The organism is Rubrivirga sp. S365 (genome assembly GCF_032248475.1).
GTDB classification, from domain to species: domain Bacteria; phylum Bacteroidota; class Rhodothermia; order Rhodothermales; family Rubricoccaceae; genus Rubrivirga; species Rubrivirga litoralis.
The window spans coordinates 3273291-3297174 of sequence record NZ_JAVTTN010000001.1; the positions used below are offsets into that span (position 1 = coordinate 3273291).

Sequence of the window (23884 nt, forward strand, 5' to 3'; positions counted from 1 at the left end):
AGGGGGTACGAGGTACCGGGTACGAGGTACGGCCCGAGGCGGGATTCCCGGACCGCGTACCCCGTACCCTTCATCCTAGGCGCCGAACTCGCGCGAAAGACGGTCGACGTGGGCGTCCCAGAGCGCCCGCGCGTCGGTGCTGAACAGGGCGACGAACCCGCAGTCGCCGCACACCTGGACGCGCGTGTCGGTCCGCTCCGTCTGCTTCAGCATCAGGGCGCTCGGGTTCCGGTGGAGGCCGAGCTGGAGCGTGCCCGTGCCCCCGCCCGAGTCCTTGGGGTAGAGGAAAGCATCGGGGATGACGGCGTCCGACCCGCAGTGCGCGCAGGTCGGCGTGATCGCGGGATCCGTCTCGGGCATGGGCGGGGCGGCTCGGGAGCGCGGAGGATACGCCGCCCCGCCCCCGGGCCTCCACCCCGCCCCGCCCCGTCTGTCGCCCCGCGCTACAGGATCTCCGTGCGGAACGTGTCGTCGGCGCGGACCGAACGGACGAACGCTTCGAGCAGGCGGACCGTGGCCTCGACGTCGCCCAGGTCGACCGTCTCGACCGTCGAGTGCATGTAGCGCATGGGGATCGAGACGAGCGCGGCCGGGATGCCGGCCTTGGTCGTGAACACGACGTCGGTGTCGGTCCCCGAGTAGCGGCTGGACGACTCGTGCTGGAGCGCGATGCCCTCCTTCTCCGCCACCTCGACCAGGCGCGCCACGACGGCGGGGTGGTTGACCGTCCCGTGCGTGACGGTCGGGCCGCCGCCCAGCTTTACGTCGCCGTGCTTGGCCTTCTCGATGCCCGGCGAGTCCGTCGCATGCGTCACGTCGAGGACCACGGCCACGTCGGGGGCGATCGCGTAGGTCGCCATCTTGGCGCCGTTCCCGCCGATCTCCTCCTGGACCGCGTTGAGCGCGACGGTCGCGGCCTGGGGCCGGTCGCCGGTCTTCAGCGCCGCCAGCACCTGCGTGAGCACGAACCCGCCCAGCCGGTTGTCCAGCGCCCGGCCCGTCACGCGGCTCTCGGTGAGCAGCTCGGCCGCGTCGGCGTAGACGGCGGGGTGCCCGACGCGGAGGCCGAGGTCCGCGACCTCCTCGCGCGACGACGCGCCGACGTCGACGAACAGCTCCTCGATCTTCGGGGCCTTCTCGTCCTTCTCGCGGTCGCGGAGGTGGATGGCCGTGTTGCCGAGCACGCCGGCGACCGGCCCCTTCGACCCCAGGAACACGACGCGGCGCGCGCGTGCGATCGCGTGGTCCGACCCGCCGATCCGGTCGACGCGGAGGAAGCCCTCGTCGGTGACGTACTTGAGCGCGAAGCCGATCTCGTCGGCGTGGGCTTCGAGGAGCACGGTCGGGGCCGCGTCGTTGGCGCCCCGCTTCGTGGCCCACGCGCTGCCGTAGGCGTCGCTGTCGACGGCGTCGGCGAACTCGGCTGCGCGGGCGGCCCAGAGCCGCTGGCCCGGCGCCTCGAACCCGGTGGGCGAGGGCGTGCGGAGAAGGTCGAAGAGGAACGCGCGGTCGTCGTCGGAGATCGGCATGGGCGGGCGCAGGGGGGCGGGGTGGAGAGACGGAGAGGCTGGCCGCGGCCCGGGATCGGCGCCCGGGCGGCCGGGGTAGGTTCGCCCCGCCCGCCGCCGCCGTTCCTCGCATGGCCCGATTTGTCCCCCGCTTCGCCGTCCTCCTGGCCCTCGTGGCCGCCGCCGCCGGGTGCGCCCCGGCCCAGGCGCCCGCCGCCCCGCCCCGCTCGGATGGAGCGGCCCCGACGGCGGCGGGCGGGGCGGACCGCCTCGGCGCGGACGACCTGGGCGGGGCGGCGCTCCCGACGCGCCCGCTCGTCGTCATGAACCTGGCCGCCCACCCCGACGACGAGGACGGGCTCACGATGGCGTACTACCGCGGCAACCAGGACGCCGCCGTGTACTCGGTCGTGTTCACGCGCGGCGAGGGCGGCCAGAACGAGGCCGGGCCGGACCTCTACGAGCGGCTGGGCGCCATCCGCACGGCCGAGACCGAGCGGGCCGCCCGCATCCTGGGCACGCGCGTGACCTACCTCAACCGCTACGACTTCGGGTTCTCGAAGCACGCGGCCGAGGCGTTCGACGAGTGGTCGCGCGGGCGCGCCGGGTTCTGGGAGGAGCTCGCCTCGCGCCGCGGCGCCGACGCCGGGCGCGAGATGCTGGTGGCCGACCTCGTCCGCGTCGTCCGCCGCTACAAGCCCGACGTCCTGTTCACGAACCACGACACGTCGACGGCGTGGCCCGACGCCCAGCACGGGCACCACCAGGCCGTCGGGATTTCGGCGGCCGAGGCGTTCGACCGCGCCGCCGACCCGGCCTTCCACCCCGAGCAGCTCGCGGAGCCGGGCGTGGACCTGTGGCAGCCGCAGCGGCTGTTCGTCCGCGTCGGCGGGTTCCAGAGCGGGGCGCCGGAGCGGTACGACGTGGCCGTGCCCGTCGGCGACGCCTGCCGCGTGCTCCCCGACCGCCCCGCTGAGAGCTGCGCCGACCGGGCCGTCGCGGCGGCGGCCCAGCACGTGAGCCAGGGGTTCGACACGTTCGCCCCGCGGTTCCGCCGCGACACGACGTACTTCGCGCTCCTGAAGGCGGCGCCCGCCGCCCCGCCCCTGCCGCCGGGCGCGACGGACCTCGCGGCCGGGCTCGGCCCGAACCCGGCGGCCCGCGACCTCGACCTCGCCACGCTCGTCGAGACCGGGCGGCTGCCCGTCACCGCGGTCGAGAACGAGGACCGTGTGGTCGTCGGGGAGGCACCGACGCTGCCGGCCTACCGCGCGCAGTACGACCGGCCCACGGCCGCCCCGCCCGGGGCCTACCGTCTCGCCGAGGGCGGGGCGGGCGCGGTCGTCGACCAAACCGAGACCGCCCCGCCCGTCGTCGTCGACCTCGCGCCGGGGCCGGTGCGGCTGGAGCCCGGGCCGAACCCCGTGGCCGTAGCGCTCGACGTCTACGACCACTCGGTCGACCGCGTCCGCGTCCACGCGGCCGTCGAGGCGCCGGACTACGTCGACGCGGTCGCGACGGCGGCGCGGACGGTCCCGGCGTCGGCCGACACGGTCCGCCTCACGCTCGACGTGCCGGAGACGGCCGGGGCGGGGCGGTACCGGCTCCGCGTCGTGGCCGACGCGGCGGCCGTCGACGGTCTGGCGACGGTGGGGCGCCCGGCGGCCGTGCTCCCCGACGTGTCGGTCGCGCCCGGCCTCCGCGTCGGGTTCGTGCGGTCGTACGACGACGTGACCGAGAGCGCGCTCCGCGTGATGGGCGCCGACGTCGTCCCGCTCGACAGCGCGGCGCTCGCGCAGGGCGACTTCGACGGGCTCGACGCGATCGTGCTCGACATCCGCGCGCTCCTCGTCCGCCCCGACCTCGCGGCGGCCCGCGACCAGCTGCTCGCGTGGGTCCGCGGGGGCGGGCACCTCGTCGTGGGCTACCACAAGTCGTTCGAGTGGAACGAGCCGGGGGCCGACGGCGGCCCCGGCGGGATCGCGCCCTACCCGCTCCACCTGGGCCGCGACCGCGTGACGGTCGAGGAGGCGCCCGTCGACGTCCTCGCCCCCGCCCACCCGGTCTTCCACGCGCCGCACGAGATCGACGCCGCCGACTGGGCGGGGTGGGTCCAGGAGCGCGGCCTCTACTTCCCCGACGACTACGATGGCCGCTACCAGGAGCTCGTGGCCACGGGCGACCCCGGCGAGGCGCCGCTCCGGTCGGGCATCCTGTACGCCGAGGTCGGGGCGGGGACCTACGTCTACAGCCCGCTCGTGTGGTACCGCCAGCTGGACGCGCTCAACCCGGGCGCGTGGCGGCTCGTCGCCAACCTGGTCTCGCTCCCCCTCACGCGCGACCGCGTCGGGGGCTGACTACTGGCCGGGGAGCCACGGGCTGAGCGGCCCGTGCCCCATGACGTAGTGGAGCACGACGACGACGAACACGATGAGCACGACCAGAAGAACGGCGGGGACCACGCGCGAGAGCATCCGCTCGCGGCGGGCGCGGCGGGCGAGGTAGGTGGGGACGTCTTCTTTCATCGGGCACATCATGTCGGGGAGGGCTCCGGACGGGGCGGCGACCGTCGGCGCCGTATCGGCCGATCGGCCCTGGAGCTTAACCACCCCGCCGCTTGTTCTCGCCGCCCCCGACACGCAGCGCGCGAGCTGCCGCCCCGCCCTATGACCGACCTCCGCCCCCCCGCCCGCTACGACGACGCCCGGCTCGACGGGTACCGGCCGCAGACGGAGAGCCAGGCCGAGGCGCTCCAGAAGGCCCGCCAATTCGTCCGGCTCGTCCGCGTGCGGGCGGGGCGGCCGTCGTGGCTCCGGCTGTTCCAGCGCGACGACGGGCTCCGCGGCGGGCTCTACCTCGTCGGCCCGGTGGGGACGGGCAAGACGCACCTGCTGGCGTCGATCTACCACGCGCTGGCGGCGCCGGAGGGCGGGGCGGAGCCGGTGCCGTGCGCCTACACGCACTCGTCGGCCCTTTTCCGGGCGACCGAGCCGCCCGGCGCCTACGCCGACCGGGTCGCGGCCGAGGCCCGCGTCCTGTGCCTCGACGAGGTCGAGTTGGACGACCCGGCCGGCGAGGTCCGCCTGATCGCCGTGCTCCGGGCGCTCCGCGAGCGGGGCGTGACGCTGGCGGCGACGTCGAACGCCGAGCCCGAGCGGTTCGTCTCGGGCCACCTCGGGCGCGACCGGCTCGAACGGTTCATCTCCGAGGAGTTCGAGCGCCAGTACCACGTCGTCTTCGTCGGCGGCGACGACTTCCGGCAGGGGCTGGAGAAGGAGGGCCGCGCGTGGGTCGGCGCGCCCGACGCGGCGCGGGCCGCCATGCGCCGGGCCTACGAGGCGGCGCCCGAGCCCAAGCGGTGGCTGGCGTTCGACGAGCTCCTCCGGCTCACGACCGAGGTCGAGCGCACGCGGCTCGCCGAGCGGCTGGCCCAGAGCGGCGCCCTGTTCCTCGACGGCATCGACGTGGCCGACACCGACGACGCGCTCCGCCTGCTCCGCGTGGCCGACGACCTCTACGGCCTGCCCGCCCCGCCCACGCTCTACTTCACGGCCGCCGCCCCGCCCGCCGAGTGGTTCGCCGCCGAGGGGCGGGGCGGCCTGGAGGCGGCCATCGCGGACAAGTTCGCGCGCACGACGAGCCGGCTGACGGCGCTGGCGGAGGTCGAGCGGGTGTAGGGGCGGCGAGCGGCGAGCGGCGAGCGGCGAGCGGCGAGCGGCGAGCGGCGAGCGGCGAGCGGCGAGCGGCGAGCGGCGAGCGGCGAGCGGAAGATGCGCCGCCCCGCCCTCACTGCACGGGCGGGGTGGTGCCGTAGGGGCGACTGGCGGTCGCCCGTGGGCGGGGCGGAGCGCACCCCCCGCCGCACGCCCACCGCTCCGCTCAAGGGCGTACGGCTGTCCCCTTGTTCAAGGGGAACCGTTTGTGCGACGGAGGGGCGGCGAAGCGACAGCGCAGCGGCCGGAGCGCGAACGGGGCGTGTTCGGGCGGGGTGGCGCCGAGTGGCATGGCACGGGACGGGGAGGCGCCTTCTCCGACCGCCCCGCCCCCGGGGGCAGGTCGACGCGGGCGGGGCGGCGGTGGACGGGGCGGTCCTCGCGCGGTCTACACGGCGGGCGGCGACACCTGGACGGGGCGGCGCGCGTTGGGGGAAATCTCCGCTGCGGAAGCCTGTGCGCCCCGTCCTGTTTGCCCTCGCCCTCGCGGCCCTCGCCCCACGGGCCGAGGCCCAGCACCACCCCGCCCACGTGACCGTGCCCGTCGCGCCTGAGTCGCTGGCCGAGCCGCTCGACGCCCTCACGTGGTCGTTCGCCGACGACGGCTCGGCGCTCCGGCTCGCCTGGGGACCGCTCGCCGCCGACTTCCCGCTCGACCGCGCCGACCGATGACCGCACGCCTCCCCGCCCTCGCAGCCCTCGCCCTGCTCCTCGCCGCCTGCGGCGGGCGCCCCGACCACCTCGCGCCCGAGGACGACCTCTCCGACGCCTCGTGGTCGCTCGTCGACCGAGACTCGGTCGCGTTCGCGTTCCCGGACGACCTCGCCGGCCGCCCCGCCTACGTCACGGCCGTCTACACGCACTGCCCCGACGTGTGCCTCGCGACGATGCAGCAGACGAAGCGGGTCCGCGAGGCGCTCGGAGCCGACGCGGCGGCCGTCCGGTTCGTCACGCTCACGTTCGACCCCGAGCGCGACCGGCCCGCCGTGCTCCGCCAGTACGCCGACGTCTGGGAGCTCGGCGACGACTGGACGCTCGCGACCGGCGACCCGGACGAGGTGGACCGCCTCATGGAGCGGCTTGGCGTCCGCGTCCGCGTCTCGCGGTCCGACACGTTGGAGTCGGGCGCCGTCGCCACGCTCCTGGACCACTCCGACCTCTCGCTGCTCCTCGACGCTGACGGCCGCGTGGTCGAGACGTACGGGGGGAGCGCCGCCCCGCCCGAGATGGTCGCCGAGGACGCCCGCGCGCTCCTGTAAGGCTGGATCCCGACTCCACCCCGCCCATGCGTCCCGCCCCGCCCCTCGCTGTTCTCGCGTTCCTCGCCGCCGGCTGTGCCGACGCGCCCGAGCCAGCCGCCGCGCCGCCTGCTCCCCCCGCCCCGCCCGTGGCGGAGGCCGCGTCCCTCGCCGCGGCCGACGCCTACGTCCGCGCGGCGCCGGCGGGCGGGGTGAGCGCCGTGTTCTTCCGCCTCGAAAACGGGACGGCCACGCCCGACACGCTCGTCGCCGCCCGGACCGACGCGGCCTCGCGCGTCCAGGTCCATGAGACGACCGAGAGCGCCGATGGCCTCCGCGGGATGCGGGAGGCCGACCGCGTGGCGGTCCCGGCGGGCGGGGCGGTTGCGTTCGAGCCGGGCGGCCTCCACGTCATGCTCCTCGACCTCCGCCGCGGCCTCGCCGAAGGCGACACGGTCGACCTCGCCCTCGACTTTGCGGAGGGGCAAACGCTGGCGCTCCGCGTGCCCGTCCGCGGCCTCCAATAAGCGGCGGCGTGGGCGCCCCTCGCGCGGGCGGTGCCCGCGTAGGCCGCCCCGCCCAGGCGGCGGCAGTGCTGCGGAACCCGGGCGGGGCGGCGGACGAACACCCGCCCCGCCCGCCGGCAGGATCCTGATGTCACCCTGGATGTCGCTGTGGGCGGGGCGGTCCGCCCTCACCTCGCCCTTCGGGTCCGCCCTTTGGGTCCGCCCTCGCGTATGCCGTTCGTCCTCGCCGCCGGCGCCGTCCCCCCGTTCCTCGTCGAAGTGGTCGCCATCGTCATGGCGGCGGCGGTCGTGGCGTACGTGTCGCAGCGCCTGGGGCTGGTCCCGATCGTCGGGTTCCTGCTCGCGGGCGTCCTGATCGGGCCGAGCGGGCTGCGGCTCGTGCGCGACCCCGAGCTGATCGACGCGGCGGCCGAGGTGGGCGTACTGCTGCTCCTGTTCACGATCGGGATCGAGTTCTCGCTCGACAAGCTGGCCCGGATCAAGCGGCTCATCTTCGTCGGCGGCGGCGTGCAGGTCGGGCTCACGACGGCGCTCGTGGCCGGGCTGTGCCTGGCGTTCGGGGTTGGGTGGCGGCCGGCCGTGTTTACCGGCTTCCTCGTCGCGCTGTCGTCGACGGCGATCGTGACGAAGCTGCTGGGCGACCGCGGCGAGACGGGGACGGATGCGGGCCAGGGCGCCGTCGGGCTCCTCATCTTCCAGGACCTCGTCGTCATCCTCATGGTGCTCCTGGTGCCGGCGCTCGGCGGCGGCGACGTGACGGGCGGGGAGCTGGCGATCGCGCTGGGCACGGCCGCGGCCATCATCGTGTTCGTGCTCGTGGTCGCGCGGCGGCTGCTCCCGCCGCTCCTGGAGCACGTCGCGCGGACGTGCTCGCCCGAGCTGTTCCTCTTGACCATCATCGCCATCTGCTTTGGGACGGCCTACGCGGTCGGGCTGGCCGGCGTGTCGATCTCGCTCGGGGCGTTCTTGGCCGGCCTCGTGGTCAGCCAGAGCCGGTTCTCAGAGCACGCGCTGTCGGAGATCCTGCCGCTCCAGATCCTGTTCTCGGCCACGTTCTTCGTGTCGGTCGGGCTGCTCCTCGACGTGGGCTTTTTCGTGCGGAACCTAGGCCTGGTGCTGGGCGCGCTCGTCGCGGTCGTCGCCATCAAGCTGCTGACGACGTTCGTGGCCGTCCGCGTGGTCGGGCGGGCGACGCCGGTCGCGGCGGCGTCGGCGCTGTGGCTGGCGCAGGTGGGCGAGTTCTCGTTCGTGCTCGAGCGGTCGGGCCGCGAGGTCGGCCTGACGCCGCTCGGGATGGACGGCGCGGGCGCGCCGCTCTTTATCGCGGCGACCGTCGTGTCGATGGCGCTCACGCCCCTGGCCGCGCCGTGGGCGGGGCGGCTGGCGGGGCGGCTCCGCGAGCGGGGGGCGGGGCGGGACGCGGCCGCCACCCCGCCCCCGGACCCCGAGGCGTTCGCGGACCTGGAGAACCACGTGATCGTGGCCGGCTACGGCGCCGCCGCGCGCCGGCTCGTCCACGTCCTCGACGACTCGGGCATCCCGTTCGCGATCGTCACGCTGTCGCCGGACGGCGCGCGCGAGGCCGAGGCCGAGGGCCGCCGCGTGCTCCGCGGCGACTACGCCAAGCGGCACATCCTGGGGACCGTCGGGCTGGACCGCGCCAAGATGATGGTCGTCCCCGACGACACGCCGGGCATGACGCACCGCGTGGTCTCGGTGGCCCGCGCGCTCTCGCCCACCGTCCGCATCGTCGCCACGGCGACGACGATGGAGGAGGCCGAGGAGCTGGTCGAGGCCGGCGCCGACCGGGCGATCGCGACCGACCTGGAGGCCGTCCTCGGCCTGTTCGACGACGTCCTGCGGCGCTACCAGGTCGAGCCGGCCGAGATCCTCCGCCACGAGGAGACGCTCCGGCGCGGGAGCTACCAGGCGTTCGACGGCGCCGTCATGGACCGCCCCGCCGTCCGCTGCGAGCTCGACGACGACTGCTTCTCGACGCGGACGGTCACGATCCGCGAGGGCGCCGCCGCGGCGGGGAAGACGCTGGCGGACCTCGACCTCGACCGCCGGCTCCTCCACGCCGTCCAGATCGACCGCGCGGGCGAGACGCTCCGCGAGCCGGGCGGGGCGGCCGCGCTCGCGCCGGGCGACGTGGTCCTCTTCGGCGGCACGCCGCAGGCGTTCGTCGACGCCGCCGACCTGTTCCGCACGTCCGACGCCTCGGCGCCCGCCCCGCCCGACCTCCCCGCCATGCCCGCGCAGACCGCTCCGTGGATCGACACCTCCGCGCCCGTCCACCTCGACGCGGACCCCGACGCCGGGTGCACGCACCTCGACCATGTCCACGACGTGACGCCGGGCACGCAGGGCTGCCAGGAGTGCCTGGAGGCCGGCGACCGCTGGGTCCACCTCCGCGTGTGCATGGAGTGCGGGCACGTCGGGTGCTGCGACTCGTCGCCGAACAAGCACGCGACAGAGCACTACCACGCGACGGGGCACCCGGTCGCGCGGTCCATCGAGCCCAGCGAGACGTGGGGCTGGTGCTACGAGGACGAGGTCATGCTGTAGCGCCGCCCGTCTCTGGAGTGGCGGGCGGGGCGGGGGCTTCGCTCGTGGCCTGGGGCCGGTCGAAGAGCATCCCGGGCCGGTCCCGAGACAGTTCGAGGAGACGGCGAGCGGGGCCACGGGGCGTCCGTCGCCCTTGCTCCCAGTTGCGGATCGTCCCGACGCTCACGTCGAGGTAAGCCGCGAATCTGTCCTGCGAGAGCCCGAGCCCCTCGCGGATCGCTCGCACGTCGAGCTCCCGGTGCACCTCCTCGAACGCCGGGCTTCGGCGGAGCGCCGTGAGGTCGAGCCGACTCGACGCCCGCGCCACCTCGACCTCGGCAAGGCGGCCGTCGCCGGTGTAGTGCAGGACGACGTCGGGGTCCGACGTGTCTTCCGCCCCGCCCGCGTCGTACGGGACCGGGACGAGAGACACGACGACCATGTCCGTCTCGGGATCAAAGAGGACTCGCATCGGGCTTAGGGGCGGTGGGCGTTCGTGCACTTCCGGTCGGGCATCGCGTTCATCACCGTCTCGCCGTCAGACTCGACGACCACGCGCAGGCACTTGTCGATCTCGGCGACCCACCCCCAGATGCGGACCCGTCCGTCATGCTGCACGCTCTGGTCGATCTCGTGACGGAGAGCCGTCAGAACGTGGTCTACCGGGAGGCCGTGGTCGCTGACCGGCGGAGACAGTACGCGGTAAACGTCATCGGGGGTAGGCCTCGTCTCGAAGGTACGTCATTGACGTGGTAGCGGACAGTTGGCTCACCCACCCCGCCCGCACAGCCCCGCCCACGCAGAGGGGCGGGGCGGCTCGGAGGCCGTTAACCCTGTGGGCCGACGTGCCGATACCCGAGAGCGCCGCCCCGCCCGCGTCCGCCCCGCCCTCGCAGGCGGGGTGCCGGGGGCTCCCCCACAGGCCGCCGCGCCGCCGCCCTGCACGCCGTCGGAGAGGCCGTGAACACCATGGGGGGCGGGGCGGAGACGCACCAATCTTCACCCGTCCGGCGTGTGAGGGGGGCGACCTTCAATCCTAGGCAAACCTCCGCACGTGCCCCCTACCGACCTCCTCAGCGTCAGCGCCGCGGCCGACCTCCTCGGCGTCCACGTCGACACCGTCCGGCGGTGGACGGGCGAGGGCAAGCTGCCCGAGGCGCGGACGCCCGGCGGCCACCGCCGCATCCCGCGCGAGGCCGTCGACCGCCTCCGGGGCGGGGCGGACGGCGCAGACCGCGCGGGCGGGGCGGCGCTCCCGGACGCCGGCGACGCGGCCGACCAGACGTGGGCGCAGCACGCCATCGTCCACACGCGGCACGAGGCGCAGACGCGGCCGCGCGGGGCGTGGAGCGACGCCCTCACGGACGCCGACCGCGAGCAGAGCCGCGAGAACGGGACGCGCCTCATGGGGCTCCTCCTCCGCCACATCGCCGGCACCGACGACGAGGCCGGGCTGTGGGACGAGGTCGGGCGCCTGTCGCACGTCTACGCCGGCCAGATGCGGGAGCGCGGGCTGAGCCAGGGCGAGGCGCTCCGGGCCACGCTCTTCTTCCGCGACGCCCTCACCGAGTCGACCGCCTACTACCCGCACCTCGACGAGCGCCCGGTGGGCGCGCAGGTGGCCCTGCTGCGGAAGGTGAACGAGTTCATGAACGAGGTCCAGCTCGCGATCGCCGCGGCGTACGAGGCCGCCCCGCCCCTGCCCGCCACCCCGCCCGTATCGGGTCCGCTCGCATGACGCCCGAAGCGACCATTGTCCGGCTCGGCCTCGACGGCGACGCGGCGCCCGTGGGCGACCGCGAGGCGTGGGCGCTCGACGCCGACGATACCCTGGCGCTCTACGCCGCCGCGCGCCGCGACGGACTGGGCGCGTGCCTCGTCTCGACGTGCTTCCGCGTCGAGCTGCTCCTGGCCGATCACCGCCCCGCCCCCGAGCTGCTGGCGTGGGGCCGCGCGCGGCTGGCCGAGGCCCGGCCCGCCGCCCCGCTCGGCGCGTTCGCCGAGAGCCAGGGCGACGACGCGCTCCGCCACCTCGTCCGCGTGGCCGCCGGGCTCGAGTCGGCCGTGTTGGGCGAGGCGCAGATTCTGGGCCAGGTGCGCCGTGCGCGCGCCGAGGCCGAGGCCGCCGGCGTGCTCTCGCCACCGCTCCGGGCCGCGTTCGGCGCCGCCGTCCGCGCCGGCCAGTGGATCCGGCGGATGACCGACCTGGGGCGCGGCGCGGCCTCGACGGCGACCGCCGCCGTCCGCCTCGCGCAGGCCGAGCGGGGCGGGGTGCGGCGCCGGAACGTGGTCGTGTTCGGGGGCGGCCAGATCGGTCGGCTCCTGCTCAAGGTGCTCCCGTCGGCGCGGCCGGCGTCGGTCACGCTCGTCTCGGCGCACGCGCCGGAGCACGCCGGCTTCCGCGTGGTCCGCCCCGCCCACATCGCGTCCGTGCTCCCCGACGCCGACGTCGTGTTCACGGCGACCGACGGGACGGCCTTCGACGTCGACGCCGCCCGGGCGGGGTGGGCCGACGGGCGCGCGCGGACGGTCGTGGACCTGGGCCTGCCGCGGAACGTCGAGGCCGAGGTCGGCGCGCTCCCCGGCGTCGCGCTCTACGACATCGACGCGCTCGGGGCCGTCGTCGACGCCGGGCTCCGGGCGCGCGAGGCGGCCGTGCCGCAGGCCGAGGCGCTCGTCGAGGAGACGCTCGACGCGCTCCGCACCGAGCTCGACTCGCTCCGCCGCGAGGCGCTCGTGGCCGACGTCCGCCGCCGGGCCGAGCGGGTCCGCCGCGAGACGCTGGACTACGTGTGCGGCAAGTGCTCCGACCGCACGTGCGAGTCCACCACCGGCCCGGCCCGGTGCAGCGACCCCGACCTCCTCACGCGCACGCTCACGACGCGGCTGTTCCACGACCTCTCGGCCGGCCTCCGCGACCGTCCGTCCAGCCTCGACGAAAGCGCTCTCCGCCGCCTGTTCGCGCTCGACGCCGATGACTAGCCCCGAGCCGACGCCCCGCCCCGCCCCGCCCACGGTCCTCCGCCTCGGCACGCGCACCTCGCGGCTGGCGACGTGGCAGGCCAACCACGTCGCCGCCGAGCTGGAGGCGGCGTGGCCTGGGCTCGTCGTGGAGAAGGTGCCGTTCGTGACCGAGGGCGACAAGGTGCTCGACAAACCGCTGCCCGAGATCGGCGGCAAGGGCTTGTTCACGGTCGAGCTCGAAGCCGCGCTGGGGGCGGGGCGGATCGACCTCGCCGTCCACTCGCTCAAGGACCTGCCGACCGACGATCCGCCGGGCCTTACGGTCGGCGCGACGACCCGGCGCGAGGACCCGCGCGACGCCTGGATCTGCCCCGCCGGGGGCGGGGTGGACGACCTGCCGCCGGGCGCGACCGTCGGCACGAGCAGCCTCCGCCGCGGCTCGCAGCTCCTGCGCCGGCGGCCCGACCTCGTGATCCGGTCGATCCGCGGGAACGTCGAGACGCGCATCCGCAAGGTGAAGGAGGGCGGCTACCACGCCGGCGTCCTCGCCCTGGCCGGGCTCTCGCGCCTGGAGATCGAGGGCGAGGCGGCCTCGATCCTCGACCTCGACACGATGCTCCCGGCGCCGGGCCAGGCCGCGCTCGGCGTCCAGGTGCGGGCCGACGACGACGCCGTCCGCCGCCTCGTCGGCGCCCTGGACCACGCCGAGACGCGGGCCGCCGTCACGGCCGAGCGGCAGTTCCTCGCGAGCCTCGGCGGCGGGTGCAGCGCGCCGATCGCGGCCTACAGCACGGTCGAGGGCGGCCGGCTCCACCTCCGCGGCCGCGTCGTGTCGCTGGACGGCGCCCAGACCGTCGAGGTCGAGGCCGAGGCGCCGTTCGACCCGCACCACCCCGCCCGGGCGGGGCGGGAGGTCGGCGAGGCCGCCGCGCAAGACGCGCTCGCCCAGGGCGCCGCGGTTGTGCTCGCCGAGGCGAGCGCGTGAGCCGCGCGCCGCTCCAGGACCGCCGCGTCGTCGTGACGCGCGCCGAGGATCAGGCAGGCACGCTCGTCGACGGCCTGCGCGAGCGGGGCGCCGAGCCGCTCCTCGTCCCCGCGCTCCGCTTTCTGCCGCCGCCCCGCCCGGACGTGCTGGCCGAGGCGGCGGGCGGCTTGGGCGGGGCGGCGTGGCTCGTGTTCACGAGCGCCGTCGGCGTCCGCTTCGGGTGGGCCGCCGTGCGGGCGGCGGGCGGACTGCCGGCGGGCATCCGCGTGGCGGCGATTGGTTCGGGCACGGCCGAGGCGCTGGAGGCCGCCGGCGCGCCGGTCGACTTCGTCCCGCGCGAGGCGCTCGGCGACGTGCTGATCGAGGAGCTACCTCTTGCGGAGGGCGACCGCGTGGTCCTCCTCCGCTCCGACATCGGCCGCGAGGCCATTGCGACCGGCCTGGCCGCGCGCGGCGCGGTCGTCGAGGACGTGACGGCCTACCGCACAGTCTCCGAGGCCGACCCCGCGGCGGCCGCCGCCGCGCTCGCCCAGACACCCGACGCCATCACGTTCACGTCGCCGTCGACCGTCCGCGGCTTCCTGGGCGCCCTCACCGCCCCGCCCGAAAGCCCCGCCCCGCCCGAGCGCCCGCTCGACCTGGGCGGGGCGGCGCTCGTGGCGATTGGCCCCGTCACCGCCGAGGCGCTGGCGCCGTTCGGGCTGGAGGCCGACGCCGTCGCCGACCCGCACACGGTGAGCGGCTTGCTCGACACGCTCGTCCGCCTGTTCTCCTGACCGCCCCGCCCGCTGCGGGCGGGGCGGCCGAGCGGGCCGCCCGCCGCCTCTTGCCCATCACTCGTCACCCCTCACCCATCGCCCTCATGCCCCGCCCCGACCGCCCGATGCGCCTCCGCCGGACGTCCGCGCTCCGCGGGCTCGTCCGCGAGACGCGCCTGTCGCCGGCCGACCTCGTGCTGCCCCTGTTCGTGAAGGACGGGGACGGGCTCCGCGACGAGATCACGTCCATGCCCGGCGTCTACCAGCTCTCCGTCGACGAGGCCGTACGCGAGGCCGCGCGGGCGGGGCGGCTCGGCGTCTCGGGCGTGCTCCTGTTCGGGATCCCCCAGCACAAGGACGCCGAGGGCTCGGCGGCGACGGCGGATGACGAGGCCGTGCAGCGGGCCGTGCGCGCGATCAAGGCTGAGGTGCCGGACCTGGCGGTCGTCACCGACGTGTGCCTCTGCGAGTACACCGACCACGGGCACTGCGGCTTCCTAGGCACCGACGGCGCGCTGGAGTTGGAGTCGTCGCTCCCGCAGCACGTGGCCGCCGCCGTGAGCCACGCCCGCGCCGGGGCCGACCTCGTCGCGCCGTCGTCGATGATCGACGGGGTCGTGGGCGCCATCCGCGACGGGCTGGACGCGGCCGGGTTCGGGCACGTCGGCATCTTCAGCTACGCCGTCAAGTACGCGAGCGCGTTCTACGGCCCGTTCCGCGACGCCGCCGACAGCGCGCCCGTCTTCGGCGACCGCCGCGGCCACCAGATGGACCCGGCGAACGCGCGCGAGGCGCTCCGCGAGGCGGCCCTCGACGTCGACGAGGGGGCCGACCTGCTCATGGTGAAGCCGGCGCTGTCGTACCTCGACGTGATCTGGCGCGTCCGCGAGGCGTTCCCGGACCGGCCGCTCGGGGCCTACCACGTCTCGGGCGAGTACGCCATGCTCAAGGCGGCCGCCGAGCGGGGCTGGATCGACGAGCGCCGCGCGGCGCTCGAAGCGCTGACGTCGATCAAGCGCGCCGGCGCCGACATCGTCATCACGTACTACGCGACCGAGGCGGCCGAGTGGCTGTCCGAGGGCGGACCCAAAGGGTGAGGCGGGGTGAGGCGGCGCGAGGGCGGGGCGGCGGCCGAGGAGCCCCGCCCTAGGTGACCTCGACGTACTCGACATGCGCGCTCGGAGCCGGCACCGGGTCCCCGTCCTCGCGCATCCCTTCCAAGTGGAACGCGATGGCCTCGCGGATCAGCCCGCGCACCTCCGACTCGGTCTCCCCCACGGCGACGCACCCGGGCAAGTCAGGGACGTACGCTCCGACGCTGCTCTCGCCCCGCTCGATAACGACTGCGTACGGCATGGCTATTTCAGTCCGGCTTGTTTCAGGATGCTGCTCAAGGTGCCTGGTGGGAGGTCGAGGCTGGGCTTCCCCGCCACAGTTACCGTTCCTGGCTTCTCCGCGTGCTTGAACTGACGGTGGCTCCCTTTCGTGCGACCTGCACCCACCCGTCGCTCTCGATCTGCCGGATGACGTCGCGCACCTTCATGCGCTCAACCTACGCCGCCCCGCCCGCGCGACGGGGGCGGGGCGGCTCCGCCAACCGTCCGTGAACCCCGCCCCGCCCGCGATCCCCGCCGCCCCGCCCGCGTAGGCCCCGACAGAACCTTTCACCTCTAGCTGAAAGAACATGGCCCTCGACATCCAGCGCGCCGAGCCCGAGACGACCGAGCGGGGCGGCCTGAGCCTCGCCGAACGCGGCAAGACGCCCGACGGCGCCCCGCAGTCGCTCGACCGCCGCCTCTACGTCCAGCTCCTCGCCTACACCGGCTGCTCCGACCCCACCGCGCTCGCCGAGCAGGCCGACAAGCTGGGCGTGGGCGGGGTGGTGTACCAGGGCGCGCAGGACCCGCGAGGCGTCGCCGTCGTCACGTTCCACGAGGACCCGGCGTTCTTCGTCGAGGACGGCCGCGCGCTCCACACGAGCGCCCCGTTCCGCGACCTCACGCCCCGCCCCGCCCTCACCATGTTCGGGCGGACGTACTCGATCGGCTACGAGACCGACCTCGACGACACGCTCGTCGCCCGGCCCGTGCGCACGATGACGAACCGGGACTGGCCGTGGGCCGTGTGGTACCCGCTCCGGCGGTCGGGCCGGTTCGAGCGCGAGTCGCGCGAGGAGCAGCGCCGGATGCTCATGGAGCACGGCGGGATCGGGCGGGCCTTCGGCGAGAGCGACCTCGCCCACGACGTCCGCCTCGCGTGCCACGGGCTCGACCCCAACGACAACGACTTCGTCGCCGGCTTGGTGGGGAAGGACCTCCACCCGCTCTCGGCCGTCGTCCAGCGGATGCGGGCCACGCGCCAGACGTCCGAGTTCATCGACCGCCTCGGCCCGTTCTTCGTCGGCCGCGCCGTCTGGCAGAGCGCCGGGCCGTTCGAGTGGGCGCTGAGCCACCAAGCCGCCGGCCACTAACCGGCTCCGCCGGGGTACGGGGTACAGGGTACCCGGTACGACCGGCTCTCGCACTTGTACCCCGCACCAGGTACCCCGTACCTCACCGAATGTCCCGATTCCTCGACGCCCTCGCGGGCAAACCCGTCGACGCCACACCCGTGTGGTTTATGCGCCAGGCGGGGCGGTACCTGCCCGAGTACCGCGAGGTCCGCAAAGACCGCGACTTCCTGACGATGGTGAAGACGCCCGAGATCGCGGCCGAGATCACGCTCCAGCCGATCCGCCGGTTCGACCTCGACGCCGCCGTCATCTACTCGGACCTCCTCCCGCCGCTCCAGACGATGGGGCTGGGGCTCCACTTCGAGAAGGGCGTCGGGCCGGTGATCGAGAACCCGATCAACACGACGAAGGACGTCGACCTGCTGGCCACCCCGCCCGCGAGCGAGACGCTGATGTACACGCCCGAGGCGATCAAGCTGGTCAAGGCCGAGTTGGAGCCCAAGGGGATTCCCGTCCTCGGCTTTGCCGGCGCCCCGTTCACGCTCGCGGCCTACGCCATCGAGGGCGGGGGGAGCAAGAAGTACGAGAAGACGCGCGTGTTCATGTACCGCGAGCCCGCCGCGTGGCGGCGCCTCATGGAGAAGCTCGTGACCGTCGCCGGCAGCTTCCTGACGGAGCAGGCCAAGGCCGGCGCCGACGCGCTCCAGGTGTTCGACAGCTGGGCCGGCGCGCTCTCGCGCTACGACTACGAGCGCTACGCGGCGCCGTACACGAAGCAGCTCATCGAGATCGCCCAGAAGACCGGCAAGCCGGTCGTCCACTTTACGACGGGGACGGCCGGGCACCTCGACGCCGTGGCCGCGGCCGGCGGCGACGCCATCGGCGTGGACTCCGGCCCGACCCTCACGGAGGCGTCCGAGCGCGTCGGCGGGAAGCCGCTCCAGGGCAACCTCGACCCGTACCTCCTGCAGGCCCCGTGGCGCGAGCTGAAGGCGCAGGCCGACCGCGTGCTCGCCGAGGCGCCGGCCACGGGCCACGTGTTTAACACGGGCCACGGGCTCGTCCCCGCCACCCCGCCCGACGCCGTCGCGCGGCTCACCGACTACGTCCACGAGGTCACGGCGCGCTGAGCCGGATGCGTGATGAGTGACACGCGGCTCTCCACGAGCACCCTCACGCATCACTCGTCACGTATCGAGCCGCCCCGCTCGTACCTCGTACCCTCTCCCCCACCCCGCCCATGCCCAGCACAGACAAACCGATCGGCGTCCTCTTCATGGCCTACGGCGGGCCGGAGTCGCTCGACGAGATCCCCGGCTACCTCTCCGACATCCGCCACGGACGGCCGACGACGACGGCGGTCCTGGACGAGATCACGAACAACTACCGCATGATCGGCGGCAAGTCGCCCATCATGGGGCTGACGAAGGAGCAGATCGCCGGCGCGATGGCCCACCTCAACCGCGAAGCGGACGGCGACGCCAACCCGCCCGGCGAGCCCGAGCGGTTCAAAGCCTACCTCGGCATGCGCCACTGGGCGCCGTGGATCGAGGAGACGGTGGGTCAGATGCTGGACGACGGCATCGAGCGGGCTGTCGCCATCGTGCTCGCCCCGCACTTTTCGTCCATGTCGATCGCGAAGTACCAGGCCAAGGTCAAGGCCGGGCTCGAGCTGTACCGCGGCGACCTGGACGTGGCCTACGTCGACGCCTACTTCGACGCTGACCTTTTGATTGAGGCGTTCGCGGCGCGCGTCCGTGAGGGGATCGAGCAGTTCCCCGAGGACGAGCGCGACGACGTGCACGTGGTCCTCAGCGCGCACAGCCTGCCCGTCCGCATCCTCAAGATGGGCGACCCGTACCAGGACCAGCTCTGGACGACGGCCCGGCTCATCGCCGAGCGCGCCGGGCTCCGCGAGGACCAGTGGAGCTGGAGCTACCAGTCTGAGGGCCGGAGCCCGGAGCCGTGGCTCGGCCCGCAGCTGGAGGACCACGTCCCGGCGCTCCAGGACGAGCGCGGCGTGGACAAGGTCGTGAGCCTGGCCATCGGGTTCGTGTCGGACCACGTCGAGATCCTGTTCGACATCGACATCGAGGCGCAGAAGGCGGCCAAGGAGCGCGGGATGACGCTCGTCCGCCCGCCGTCCTTGAACGACGACCCCCGCTTTACGCGCCTCCTCGCCGAGCTCGTCGAGGGCCGCGCGGCCAAGGCGGGGTGGATCGAGTCCGACGTCCGCGCGGCGTCGGCCGGCGAGCCCTCGATGCCGATGCCGGAGGGCACGGCGATGCCCGCGTAGCCGCCCCGCCCTCGAGCCCCACCCCGCCCGAAGCGCTCTCCCCCCGCCCACGCCGCCATCGCTTCGCTCCGTACGGCACGGGCTGTCCCCCTCACGCGTGAGGGGACAGCCTGAGCGCCCGCTGAGCGGCGGCCTTGCCGCCGTAACGGGCGCGCAGACGGGGGGAGCGAATCGACCGCCCCACCCCGCCCATGCCCACCGACCGCCCCGTCCGCACTGACGTGCTCGTCCTCGGGGGCGGGGTGGCCGGGCTCGTCGGCGCCCTCCGGCTCGTGGAGGGCGGGCGGAGCGTGCGCCTGCTCGAAGCGTCCGACCGCCTGGGCGGGGTGGTGCGGACCGTCCGCCGCGACGGCTTGGCTTCGCCGTCTGCTGCGCAGTTCGAGGCCGACGTTGGGCCGGACGTGTTCGTCGCGCGCAAGCCGGCGGCGCCCGCGCTCTGCGCGCACCTGGACGTCGAGACGGCGACGCCGCGGGGCGGCGCGCTTATCCAGAGAAACGGACGGCTCCACCCCCTGCCGGCGGGTCTGAGCGGGCTCGTACCCGGGCAGCTCCGGCCGCTCCTGACTACGCCCGCGCTCGGGCTCGGCGCCCGGCTCCGCGCCGCCTTCGAGCCGCTCGTCCGCGCCCGCGCTGGCGACGAGGACGAGAGCCTGGAAGACTTCGCCGTCCGCCGCTTTGGGCGGGGCGCGTGGGAGGGGCTCGTCGAGCCGCTGCTCGGCGGCCTCTACGGCGCCGACGCCGGGCCGATCTCGCTGCGCGCGACGCTCCCCCACCTCCACGAGCGCGAGCGGTCCGGCGCGCTCCTCCGCCTCCGGGGCGGGACGGTGGCGAACGTGGGCGGCGCCTCGCCCTTCCAGCGCCCTGTCGGCGGCATGGACCGGCTGACGAGCGCGCTCGAGGCCGCCCTCCGCGCGGGCGGGGCGGAGGTCGAGACCAACACCGCCGTCACCGCCGTCCTCCCCGCCCCGCCCAACGCCGGCGCGCCCGGGCGGGGCGGCTACGCCGTCACGTGCGCGGACGGGACCGAGCGCGAGGCCGCCGCCCTCCTCGTCGCCCTCCCCGCCCCGGCCGCCGCGCGCGTGCTGGAGCCCCTTGACGCTGCGCTCGCCGCCCCGCTCGCGGGCGTCCCGATGGGGAGCGCGGCCGTCGCGATTGTCGGGTTCCAGACGGCCGACGCGCCGCGCGTGCCCGACGTCTCCGGGTGGCTCGTGCCACGGTCAGAGGGCGGGGCGGTGCAGGCCGTCACGATGCTATCTAGAAAACACGCCGGGACCGCCCCGCCCGGCCACGACCTCGCCCGCGTCTTTTTCCGCCCCGACGCGCTCGACCGGGACGACGACGCGCTTCTGGACGCCGCGCGCCGGCACCTCGCGCGCGTCGTCGGGTTGGAGGGCGAGCCCGTGCTCCAGTTCGTCCACCGCTGGCGGTCCGTCTCGCCGCGGTACACGATGGGCCACCCCGCCCGCCTCGCCGCCGCGCGGGCCGCGGCCGCTCGCCACCCCGCCCTCGCCCTCGCCGGCGCCGCGCTCGGCGGCGTCGGGCTCCCCGACGTGATCGCGGGCGCCCAGTCCGCCGCCGACTCCCTGCTCTCTCCCCCCCTCCGATGACTGACACCGTGTCGACCGCCCGTTCCGAAGACCTGTTTGCCGAGGCCCAGGGCCTCATGCCCGGCGGCGTCTCCTCGCCCGTCCGCGCGTTCAAGTCGGTCAGCGGCGTGCCCCGGTTTATCGAGCGGGGCGAGGGGCCGTACCTCGTCGACGTGGACGGGAACCGCTACATCGACTACGTGCTCTCGTTCGGCCCGCTCCTCCTGGGGCACGCGCCCGACGCCGTCACGCAGGCGATTACGGAGCAGGCGGCGAAGGGCACGAGCTACGGCGCGCCGAGCCCGCTCGAAGTCCGCCTCGCGCACCAGATCCAGGACCGTTACCCGTCGATGGAGCGGCTCCGGTTCGTGAACTCGGGGACCGAGGGCGCCATGAGCGCCGTCCGCGCCGCGCGCGCGTTCACGGGCCGCAACAAGGTCGTCAAGTTCGACGGCCACTACCACGGCCACGCCGATCTCCTGCTCGCGAAGGCCGGGAGCGGGGTGGCGACGCTCGGGCTGCCGGACTCGCCCGGCGTCCCGGCCGCCGTGACCGCCGATACGCTCGTGATCCCGTTCAACGACGAGGCCGCCGTTCGCGAGGTGTTTGAGCGCGAGGGCAGCGAGATCGCGGCGCTCCTCGTCGAGCCCATCGCCGGCAACATGGGGCTCGTCCGCCCGCGCGACGGGTACTTGCAGATGCTCCGCGAGGTAACGGAGACGCACGGGGCGCTGCTCGTCTTCGACGAGGTGATGGTTGGGTTCCGCGTGCACCCGGGCGGGGCGCAGGCGCTCTACGACGTCACCCCGGACCTGACGGTCTTGGGCAAAGTCATTGGCGGCGGCCTCCCTGTCGGCGCCTACGGCGGCCGCGCCGACGTCATGAAGCTCGTGGCCCCGGACGGCCCCGTCTATCAGGCCGGCACGCTCTCGGGCAACCCGCTCGCGATGGCCGCCGGCCTCGCGCTCTTGGGCGAGGTCGACGCGACGGGCGCGTGGGAGGCGGCCGCCGAGGCGGCCCGCACGACGGCCGAAGCCGTCCAGAGCGCCGCCGACGCCGCCGGCGTCCCCGTCGTGACGGACGCCGTCGGGACCATGTTCGGGTTCTTCTTCAACGACCGCTCGCTGTTCTCCTTCGAGGACGTCCAGACGAGCGACAAGGCCGCGTTCTCGCGCCTCCACGGCCTGCTCCTGGAGCGCCGCGTCTACCTCCCGCCGTCGCCGTTCGAGGCGTGCTTCACGTCGAGCGCCCACACGCCGGACGTGGTCGAGACGGCGGCGGAGGCCTTCCAGTCCGCGTTCGCGGCGCTGTGAGCGGGTAATGGGACGTCGCCCACCCCGCCCGCCGTCGTGAGGGCGGGGTGGGCCGTGCCTCCTCACCACCTCCCGCTCGTCACGCCCCGCCCGAGCGCCGCCAGGACGAGGGCGGGGTGGTCGGTGAACAGGCCGTCCATGCCGGCCGCCACGAGCGCGCGGACCTCGGCGGCGACGTCGCCGAGCGCGGCCGGGTCGCTAGAGGAGCGGAGCGGGGCGGGGAGGAAAGCGTTCTCGGCGCGGACGGTCCACACGTGGACGGCGAGGCCGGCGGCGTGCGCGTCGGCGACGAGCGGCGTGGGCGCGAGGCGGTCGCCCAGAACGAACGCCTTGGCCACGCCGACGGCGTCGGCGTACTGCGCCACCCCGCCCAGACCCTCCGGCGTCATCATCTCGTCGTAGCCGAGGGCGGGGCGGTCGGCCGGCGCTCCGCCCGGGTGCGCGAGCTGGACGAGCCGGAGGTTCGTCAGCCCATCCAGACGCTCCAGGCTGCCGACCTCGAACGACTGGATCCACACGGGGTCCTCAGCCGACGTGTAGCCGGCGGCGTGGAGCGCGGCGACGAGCGGCTCTTCGAGCGGCAGCCCGAGCGCGCGGGCGTGCGCCGGGTGCTTGGTCTCGGGGTAGAGCCCGACCGGGCGGCCCCGAGCCTCGCCCATCTCCTGCGCGAGCGCGATGACCTCGTTCAGCGTCGGCACCCCGAATCGTCCGTCGTAGGCCGCGCTGGCGGGGCGGAGGGCGGGGAGGCGCTCAACGGCCCGGAGCGTCTTGAGCTCGGCGAGGGTAAAGTCCTCGGTGAACCACCCCGCCCGCTCCTCACCATCGATGGTCTTGGTCGTGCGGCGGCCGGCGAACTCGGGACGCGAGGCGACGTCGGTCGTTTCCGAAATCTCGTTTTCGTGGCGGGCGACGAGCACGCCGTCGCGCGTGATGACGAGGTCGGGCTCGATCACGTTGGCGCCCTGCTCGATGGCGAGGCGGTAGGCGGCGAGCGTGTGCTCGGGGCGGTCGCCGCTCGCGCCCCGGTGGGCGATGACGAGGACCGGAGGCCGCGGAGCGACCGAGTCGGGCGGGGAGGGCACGCAGGCGAAGAGCAGGAGGAGGGCGGCGGGCGTAGCGGAGCGGGGCGGGGTGGCGGAGGGAAGGTTCACATGCCCCCACCCCGCCCGGTTACGCGACCGTCAACTCTCCGCGCCGCCCCACGCCCGCAACCAGGGGACCAGTTGGGATTCCACGGAAGCCACAACGCGCTCCGCGTCCACGACGCCAGCCTGGGCCTCGGGAGCACTCACGTCGGGGAGGTCATCGGGGTACCGAGCGTCGACGGCGAACTCGGTGAGCGCGGTCAGGTCGGCGTCTACGTCGCACACGCCCCACGCTTCGGGAACGAGCGCCACGAGCCGGTCCAAGTCGTGGACGAACGGGAAGGGGATCTGGAGGGCGATCAGGACGGCTTTGATCGCCTTCTCCGCCGCCTGCTGAGCGAGCCACGCCGCGTGCCGGGGCGGGACAGAAGACGTTCCCGTGAGGGCGCGGGCGGTGGCAAGATCCTCCTGTGCGTAGCGGAGCCACCTCGAGGCCTCGCGGAGGGTCTCCGCGCTCACCGGGCCACCCCGCCCCCGGGCCGCTCGTACACCGTGCGCCCCTCGCGGAGCGCCTCGTGGAGCACGGTCCCGACCACCCCGCCCCTCCGGCCGATCTCCTCCGGCGTCGTCACGACAACGTCCTTGGCCACGTCCAGGTCTACGAGCGCCCGCCGGGCGGCCAGCCGCAGAGCCCGCCGGTCGTCCGCGTGGGCGAGGACGACGAGGAGGTCGAGGTCGCTCCCCGGCCTGGCCTCCCCCCGCGCGACGGACCCGAACACGGCCACGCGGAGCGGGTCGAGCGTCCGTACGAGACGCCTCACGGCGTCCTGGACGTGGGCGTCGGTCGGCGCGGCGAGGGGGTCCGGTGTCTCCATCGGGTCAAGATAGACGACCGCCCCACCCGGGCGGGGC

At 74.9% G+C, this 23884-nt stretch carries 25 protein-coding genes and 1 pseudogene; 16 read left to right on the forward strand and 10 right to left on the reverse strand.

The features are described from left to right. Nucleotides 1-75: 75 nt before the first annotated feature. Both RQM47_RS14275 and RQM47_RS14280 read right to left on the reverse strand, forming a co-directional pair. Nucleotides 76-360: a hypothetical protein gene (locus RQM47_RS14275; protein ID WP_311664878.1), complete on the reverse strand. Its 285-nt coding sequence runs from the start codon at nucleotides 358-360 to the stop codon at nucleotides 76-78. An 83-nt stretch (nucleotides 361-443) separates the two neighbouring features. Then, on the reverse strand, nucleotides 444-1529 hold the full coding sequence (locus tag RQM47_RS14280; RefSeq protein ID WP_314009362.1) for a M20/M25/M40 family metallo-hydrolase: 1086 nt from the start codon (nucleotides 1527-1529) through the stop codon (nucleotides 444-446). 110 nt (nucleotides 1530-1639) lie between these two features. Between RQM47_RS14280 and RQM47_RS14285 the strand changes: the two genes are divergently transcribed. Next, entirely contained in the window at nucleotides 1640-3865 is a 2226-nt protein-coding gene (locus RQM47_RS14285; RefSeq protein WP_314009363.1) for a PIG-L family deacetylase, read from the forward strand. Here the strand turns inward: RQM47_RS14285 and RQM47_RS14290 are convergent, their stop codons facing one another. Then, complete coding sequence (locus tag RQM47_RS14290) at nucleotides 3866-4033, reverse strand: hypothetical protein (RefSeq protein ID WP_314009364.1); 168 nt, start codon at nucleotides 4031-4033, stop codon at nucleotides 3866-3868. It lies immediately after the preceding gene. A gap of 141 nt (nucleotides 4034-4174) precedes the next feature. Here RQM47_RS14290 and zapE point away from each other — a divergent pair, with 141 nt between their 5' ends. The 5 genes from zapE to RQM47_RS14315 all read left to right on the forward strand — a co-directional run bounded on the left by zapE (nucleotide 4175) and on the right by RQM47_RS14315 (nucleotide 9554). Next, the gene (gene zapE / locus RQM47_RS14295; protein WP_314009365.1) at nucleotides 4175-5185 is read left to right on the forward strand and encodes an AFG1/ZapE family ATPase; all 1011 of its coding nucleotides are present in this window, start codon (nucleotides 4175-4177) and stop codon (nucleotides 5183-5185) included. Nucleotides 5186-5677: 492 nt separating this feature from the next. Beyond that, nucleotides 5678-5893, forward strand: coding sequence for a hypothetical protein (locus tag RQM47_RS14300; protein WP_314009366.1), 216 nt, complete (start codon nucleotides 5678-5680; stop codon nucleotides 5891-5893). Further along, complete coding sequence (locus RQM47_RS14305) at nucleotides 5890-6480, forward strand: SCO family protein (RefSeq protein WP_314009367.1); 591 nt, start codon at nucleotides 5890-5892, stop codon at nucleotides 6478-6480. The genes RQM47_RS14300 and RQM47_RS14305 overlap by 4 nt, the downstream gene beginning before the upstream one ends. A gap of 26 nt (nucleotides 6481-6506) precedes the next feature. Next, nucleotides 6507-6986 (forward strand): copper chaperone PCu(A)C, encoded by a 480-nt coding sequence (locus tag RQM47_RS14310; RefSeq protein ID WP_314009368.1) that lies wholly within the window; start codon nucleotides 6507-6509, stop codon nucleotides 6984-6986. 210 nt (nucleotides 6987-7196) lie between these two features. Next, nucleotides 7197-9554 carry a cation:proton antiporter gene (locus tag RQM47_RS14315; RefSeq protein ID WP_314009369.1) on the forward strand — a complete coding sequence of 786 codons (2358 nt, stop codon included), beginning with the start codon at nucleotides 7197-7199 and terminating at the stop codon, nucleotides 9552-9554. Here the strand turns inward: RQM47_RS14315 and RQM47_RS14320 are convergent. Then, entirely contained in the window at nucleotides 9544-10005 is a 462-nt protein-coding gene (locus RQM47_RS14320) for a helix-turn-helix domain-containing protein (RefSeq protein ID WP_311664861.1), read from the reverse strand. The two genes, RQM47_RS14315 and RQM47_RS14320, sit on opposite strands and share 11 nt — an antisense overlap. A 5-nt stretch (nucleotides 10006-10010) precedes the next feature. Beyond that, nucleotides 10011-10151 carry a hypothetical protein gene (locus tag RQM47_RS14325; RefSeq protein WP_311664860.1) on the reverse strand — a complete coding sequence of 47 codons (141 nt, stop codon included), beginning with the start codon at nucleotides 10149-10151 and terminating at the stop codon, nucleotides 10011-10013. A gap of 436 nt (nucleotides 10152-10587) precedes the next feature. Between RQM47_RS14325 and RQM47_RS14330 the strand changes: the two genes are divergently transcribed. The 5 genes from RQM47_RS14330 (at nucleotide 10588) to hemB (ending at nucleotide 15337) form a co-directional block, all read left to right on the forward strand. Next, nucleotides 10588-11271 carry a helix-turn-helix domain-containing protein gene (locus tag RQM47_RS14330; protein ID WP_311664859.1) on the forward strand — a complete coding sequence of 228 codons (684 nt, stop codon included), beginning with the start codon at nucleotides 10588-10590 and terminating at the stop codon, nucleotides 11269-11271. Then, a complete protein-coding gene (locus RQM47_RS14335) occupies nucleotides 11268-12515 on the forward strand; it encodes an NAD(P)-dependent oxidoreductase (protein WP_314009370.1) in 1248 nt (415 codons plus the stop codon). The genes RQM47_RS14330 and RQM47_RS14335 overlap by 4 nt, the downstream gene beginning before the upstream one ends. Beyond that, nucleotides 12508-13482, forward strand: a complete 975-nt coding sequence (hemC, locus tag RQM47_RS14340) for a hydroxymethylbilane synthase (protein WP_314009371.1) — start codon at nucleotides 12508-12510, stop codon at nucleotides 13480-13482. Before RQM47_RS14335 ends, hemC begins: the two co-directional genes overlap by 8 nt. After that, entirely contained in the window at nucleotides 13479-14258 is a 780-nt protein-coding gene (locus RQM47_RS14345) for a uroporphyrinogen-III synthase (RefSeq protein WP_314009372.1), read from the forward strand. Before hemC ends, RQM47_RS14345 begins: the two co-directional genes overlap by 4 nt. An 86-nt stretch (nucleotides 14259-14344) precedes the next feature. Further along, complete coding sequence (hemB, locus tag RQM47_RS14350) at nucleotides 14345-15337, forward strand: porphobilinogen synthase (protein ID WP_311664851.1); 993 nt, start codon at nucleotides 14345-14347, stop codon at nucleotides 15335-15337. Nucleotides 15338-15386: 49 nt separating this feature from the next. On the opposite strand, the gene RQM47_RS14355 is transcribed toward hemB, so the two are convergent. Together RQM47_RS14355 and RQM47_RS17490 are read right to left on the reverse strand one after the other, a co-directional pair. Beyond that, complete coding sequence (locus RQM47_RS14355) at nucleotides 15387-15596, reverse strand: type II toxin-antitoxin system HicB family antitoxin (protein ID WP_311664849.1); 210 nt, start codon at nucleotides 15594-15596, stop codon at nucleotides 15387-15389. 2 nt (nucleotides 15597-15598) lie between these two features. Then, nucleotides 15599-15783, reverse strand: a pseudogene (locus RQM47_RS17490) (type II toxin-antitoxin system HicA family toxin). 141 nt (nucleotides 15784-15924) lie between these two features. Between RQM47_RS17490 and RQM47_RS14360 the strand changes: the two are divergent. The 5 genes from RQM47_RS14360 to hemL all read left to right on the forward strand — a co-directional run bounded on the left by RQM47_RS14360 (nucleotide 15925) and on the right by hemL (nucleotide 21887). Beyond that, entirely contained in the window at nucleotides 15925-16710 is a 786-nt protein-coding gene (locus RQM47_RS14360; RefSeq protein WP_311664847.1) for a chlorite dismutase family protein, read from the forward strand. 89 nt (nucleotides 16711-16799) lie between these two features. Beyond that, nucleotides 16800-17822 carry a uroporphyrinogen decarboxylase gene (hemE, locus tag RQM47_RS14365; RefSeq protein WP_311664845.1) on the forward strand — a complete coding sequence of 341 codons (1023 nt, stop codon included), beginning with the start codon at nucleotides 16800-16802 and terminating at the stop codon, nucleotides 17820-17822. Nucleotides 17823-17932: 110 nt separating this feature from the next. Further along, the gene (hemH, locus tag RQM47_RS14370) at nucleotides 17933-18988 is read left to right on the forward strand and encodes a ferrochelatase (protein ID WP_311664843.1); all 1056 of its coding nucleotides are present in this window, start codon (nucleotides 17933-17935) and stop codon (nucleotides 18986-18988) included. 191 nt (nucleotides 18989-19179) lie between these two features. Next, on the forward strand, nucleotides 19180-20595 hold the full coding sequence (gene hemG / locus RQM47_RS14375) for a protoporphyrinogen oxidase (protein ID WP_311664841.1): 1416 nt from the start codon (nucleotides 19180-19182) through the stop codon (nucleotides 20593-20595). Beyond that, nucleotides 20592-21887 carry a glutamate-1-semialdehyde 2,1-aminomutase gene (gene hemL / locus RQM47_RS14380; protein ID WP_311664839.1) on the forward strand — a complete coding sequence of 432 codons (1296 nt, stop codon included), beginning with the start codon at nucleotides 20592-20594 and terminating at the stop codon, nucleotides 21885-21887. The genes hemG and hemL overlap by 4 nt, the downstream gene beginning before the upstream one ends. Before the next feature lie 62 nt (nucleotides 21888-21949). On the opposite strand, the gene RQM47_RS14385 is transcribed toward hemL, so the two are convergent. From RQM47_RS14385 to RQM47_RS14395, 3 genes are all read right to left on the reverse strand, one after another. Continuing rightward, nucleotides 21950-22969 (reverse strand): glycerophosphodiester phosphodiesterase, encoded by a 1020-nt coding sequence (locus RQM47_RS14385; protein WP_314009373.1) that lies wholly within the window; start codon nucleotides 22967-22969, stop codon nucleotides 21950-21952. 99 nt (nucleotides 22970-23068) lie between these two features. Then, nucleotides 23069-23491 (reverse strand): HEPN domain-containing protein, encoded by a 423-nt coding sequence (locus RQM47_RS14390; protein WP_311664835.1) that lies wholly within the window; start codon nucleotides 23489-23491, stop codon nucleotides 23069-23071. Continuing rightward, nucleotides 23488-23847 carry a nucleotidyltransferase domain-containing protein gene (locus RQM47_RS14395; RefSeq protein WP_311664833.1) on the reverse strand — a complete coding sequence of 120 codons (360 nt, stop codon included), beginning with the start codon at nucleotides 23845-23847 and terminating at the stop codon, nucleotides 23488-23490. Before RQM47_RS14395 ends, RQM47_RS14390 begins: the two co-directional genes overlap by 4 nt. Nucleotides 23848-23884: the final 37 nt, after the last annotated feature.

Coding starts and splice junctions, on each gene's coding strand:
- RQM47_RS14275 (WP_311664878.1), bottom strand. CDS start 360: ATGCCCGAGACGGATCCCGCGATCACGCCGACCTGCGCGCACTGCGGG.
- RQM47_RS14280 (WP_314009362.1), bottom strand. CDS start 1,529: ATGCCGATCTCCGACGACGACCGCGCGTTCCTCTTCGACCTTCTCCGC.
- RQM47_RS14285 (WP_314009363.1), top strand. CDS start 1,640: ATGGCCCGATTTGTCCCCCGCTTCGCCGTCCTCCTGGCCCTCGTGGCC.
- RQM47_RS14290 (WP_314009364.1), bottom strand. CDS start 4,033: ATGAAAGAAGACGTCCCCACCTACCTCGCCCGCCGCGCCCGCCGCGAG.
- zapE (WP_314009365.1), top strand. CDS start 4,175: ATGACCGACCTCCGCCCCCCCGCCCGCTACGACGACGCCCGGCTCGAC.
- RQM47_RS14305 (WP_314009367.1), top strand. CDS start 5,890: ATGACCGCACGCCTCCCCGCCCTCGCAGCCCTCGCCCTGCTCCTCGCC.
- RQM47_RS14310 (WP_314009368.1), top strand. CDS start 6,507: ATGCGTCCCGCCCCGCCCCTCGCTGTTCTCGCGTTCCTCGCCGCCGGC.
- RQM47_RS14315 (WP_314009369.1), top strand. CDS start 7,197: ATGCCGTTCGTCCTCGCCGCCGGCGCCGTCCCCCCGTTCCTCGTCGAA.
- RQM47_RS14320 (WP_311664861.1), bottom strand. CDS start 10,005: ATGCGAGTCCTCTTTGATCCCGAGACGGACATGGTCGTCGTGTCTCTC.
- RQM47_RS14335 (WP_314009370.1), top strand. CDS start 11,268: ATGACGCCCGAAGCGACCATTGTCCGGCTCGGCCTCGACGGCGACGCG.
- hemC (WP_314009371.1), top strand. CDS start 12,508: ATGACTAGCCCCGAGCCGACGCCCCGCCCCGCCCCGCCCACGGTCCTC.
- hemB (WP_311664851.1), top strand. CDS start 14,345: ATGCCCCGCCCCGACCGCCCGATGCGCCTCCGCCGGACGTCCGCGCTC.
- RQM47_RS14355 (WP_311664849.1), bottom strand. CDS start 15,596: ATGCCGTACGCAGTCGTTATCGAGCGGGGCGAGAGCAGCGTCGGAGCG.
- RQM47_RS14360 (WP_311664847.1), top strand. CDS start 15,925: ATGGCCCTCGACATCCAGCGCGCCGAGCCCGAGACGACCGAGCGGGGC.
- hemE (WP_311664845.1), top strand. CDS start 16,800: ATGTCCCGATTCCTCGACGCCCTCGCGGGCAAACCCGTCGACGCCACA.
- hemH (WP_311664843.1), top strand. CDS start 17,933: ATGCCCAGCACAGACAAACCGATCGGCGTCCTCTTCATGGCCTACGGC.
- hemG (WP_311664841.1), top strand. CDS start 19,180: ATGCCCACCGACCGCCCCGTCCGCACTGACGTGCTCGTCCTCGGGGGC.
- hemL (WP_311664839.1), top strand. CDS start 20,592: ATGACTGACACCGTGTCGACCGCCCGTTCCGAAGACCTGTTTGCCGAG.
- RQM47_RS14395 (WP_311664833.1), bottom strand. CDS start 23,847: ATGGAGACACCGGACCCCCTCGCCGCGCCGACCGACGCCCACGTCCAG.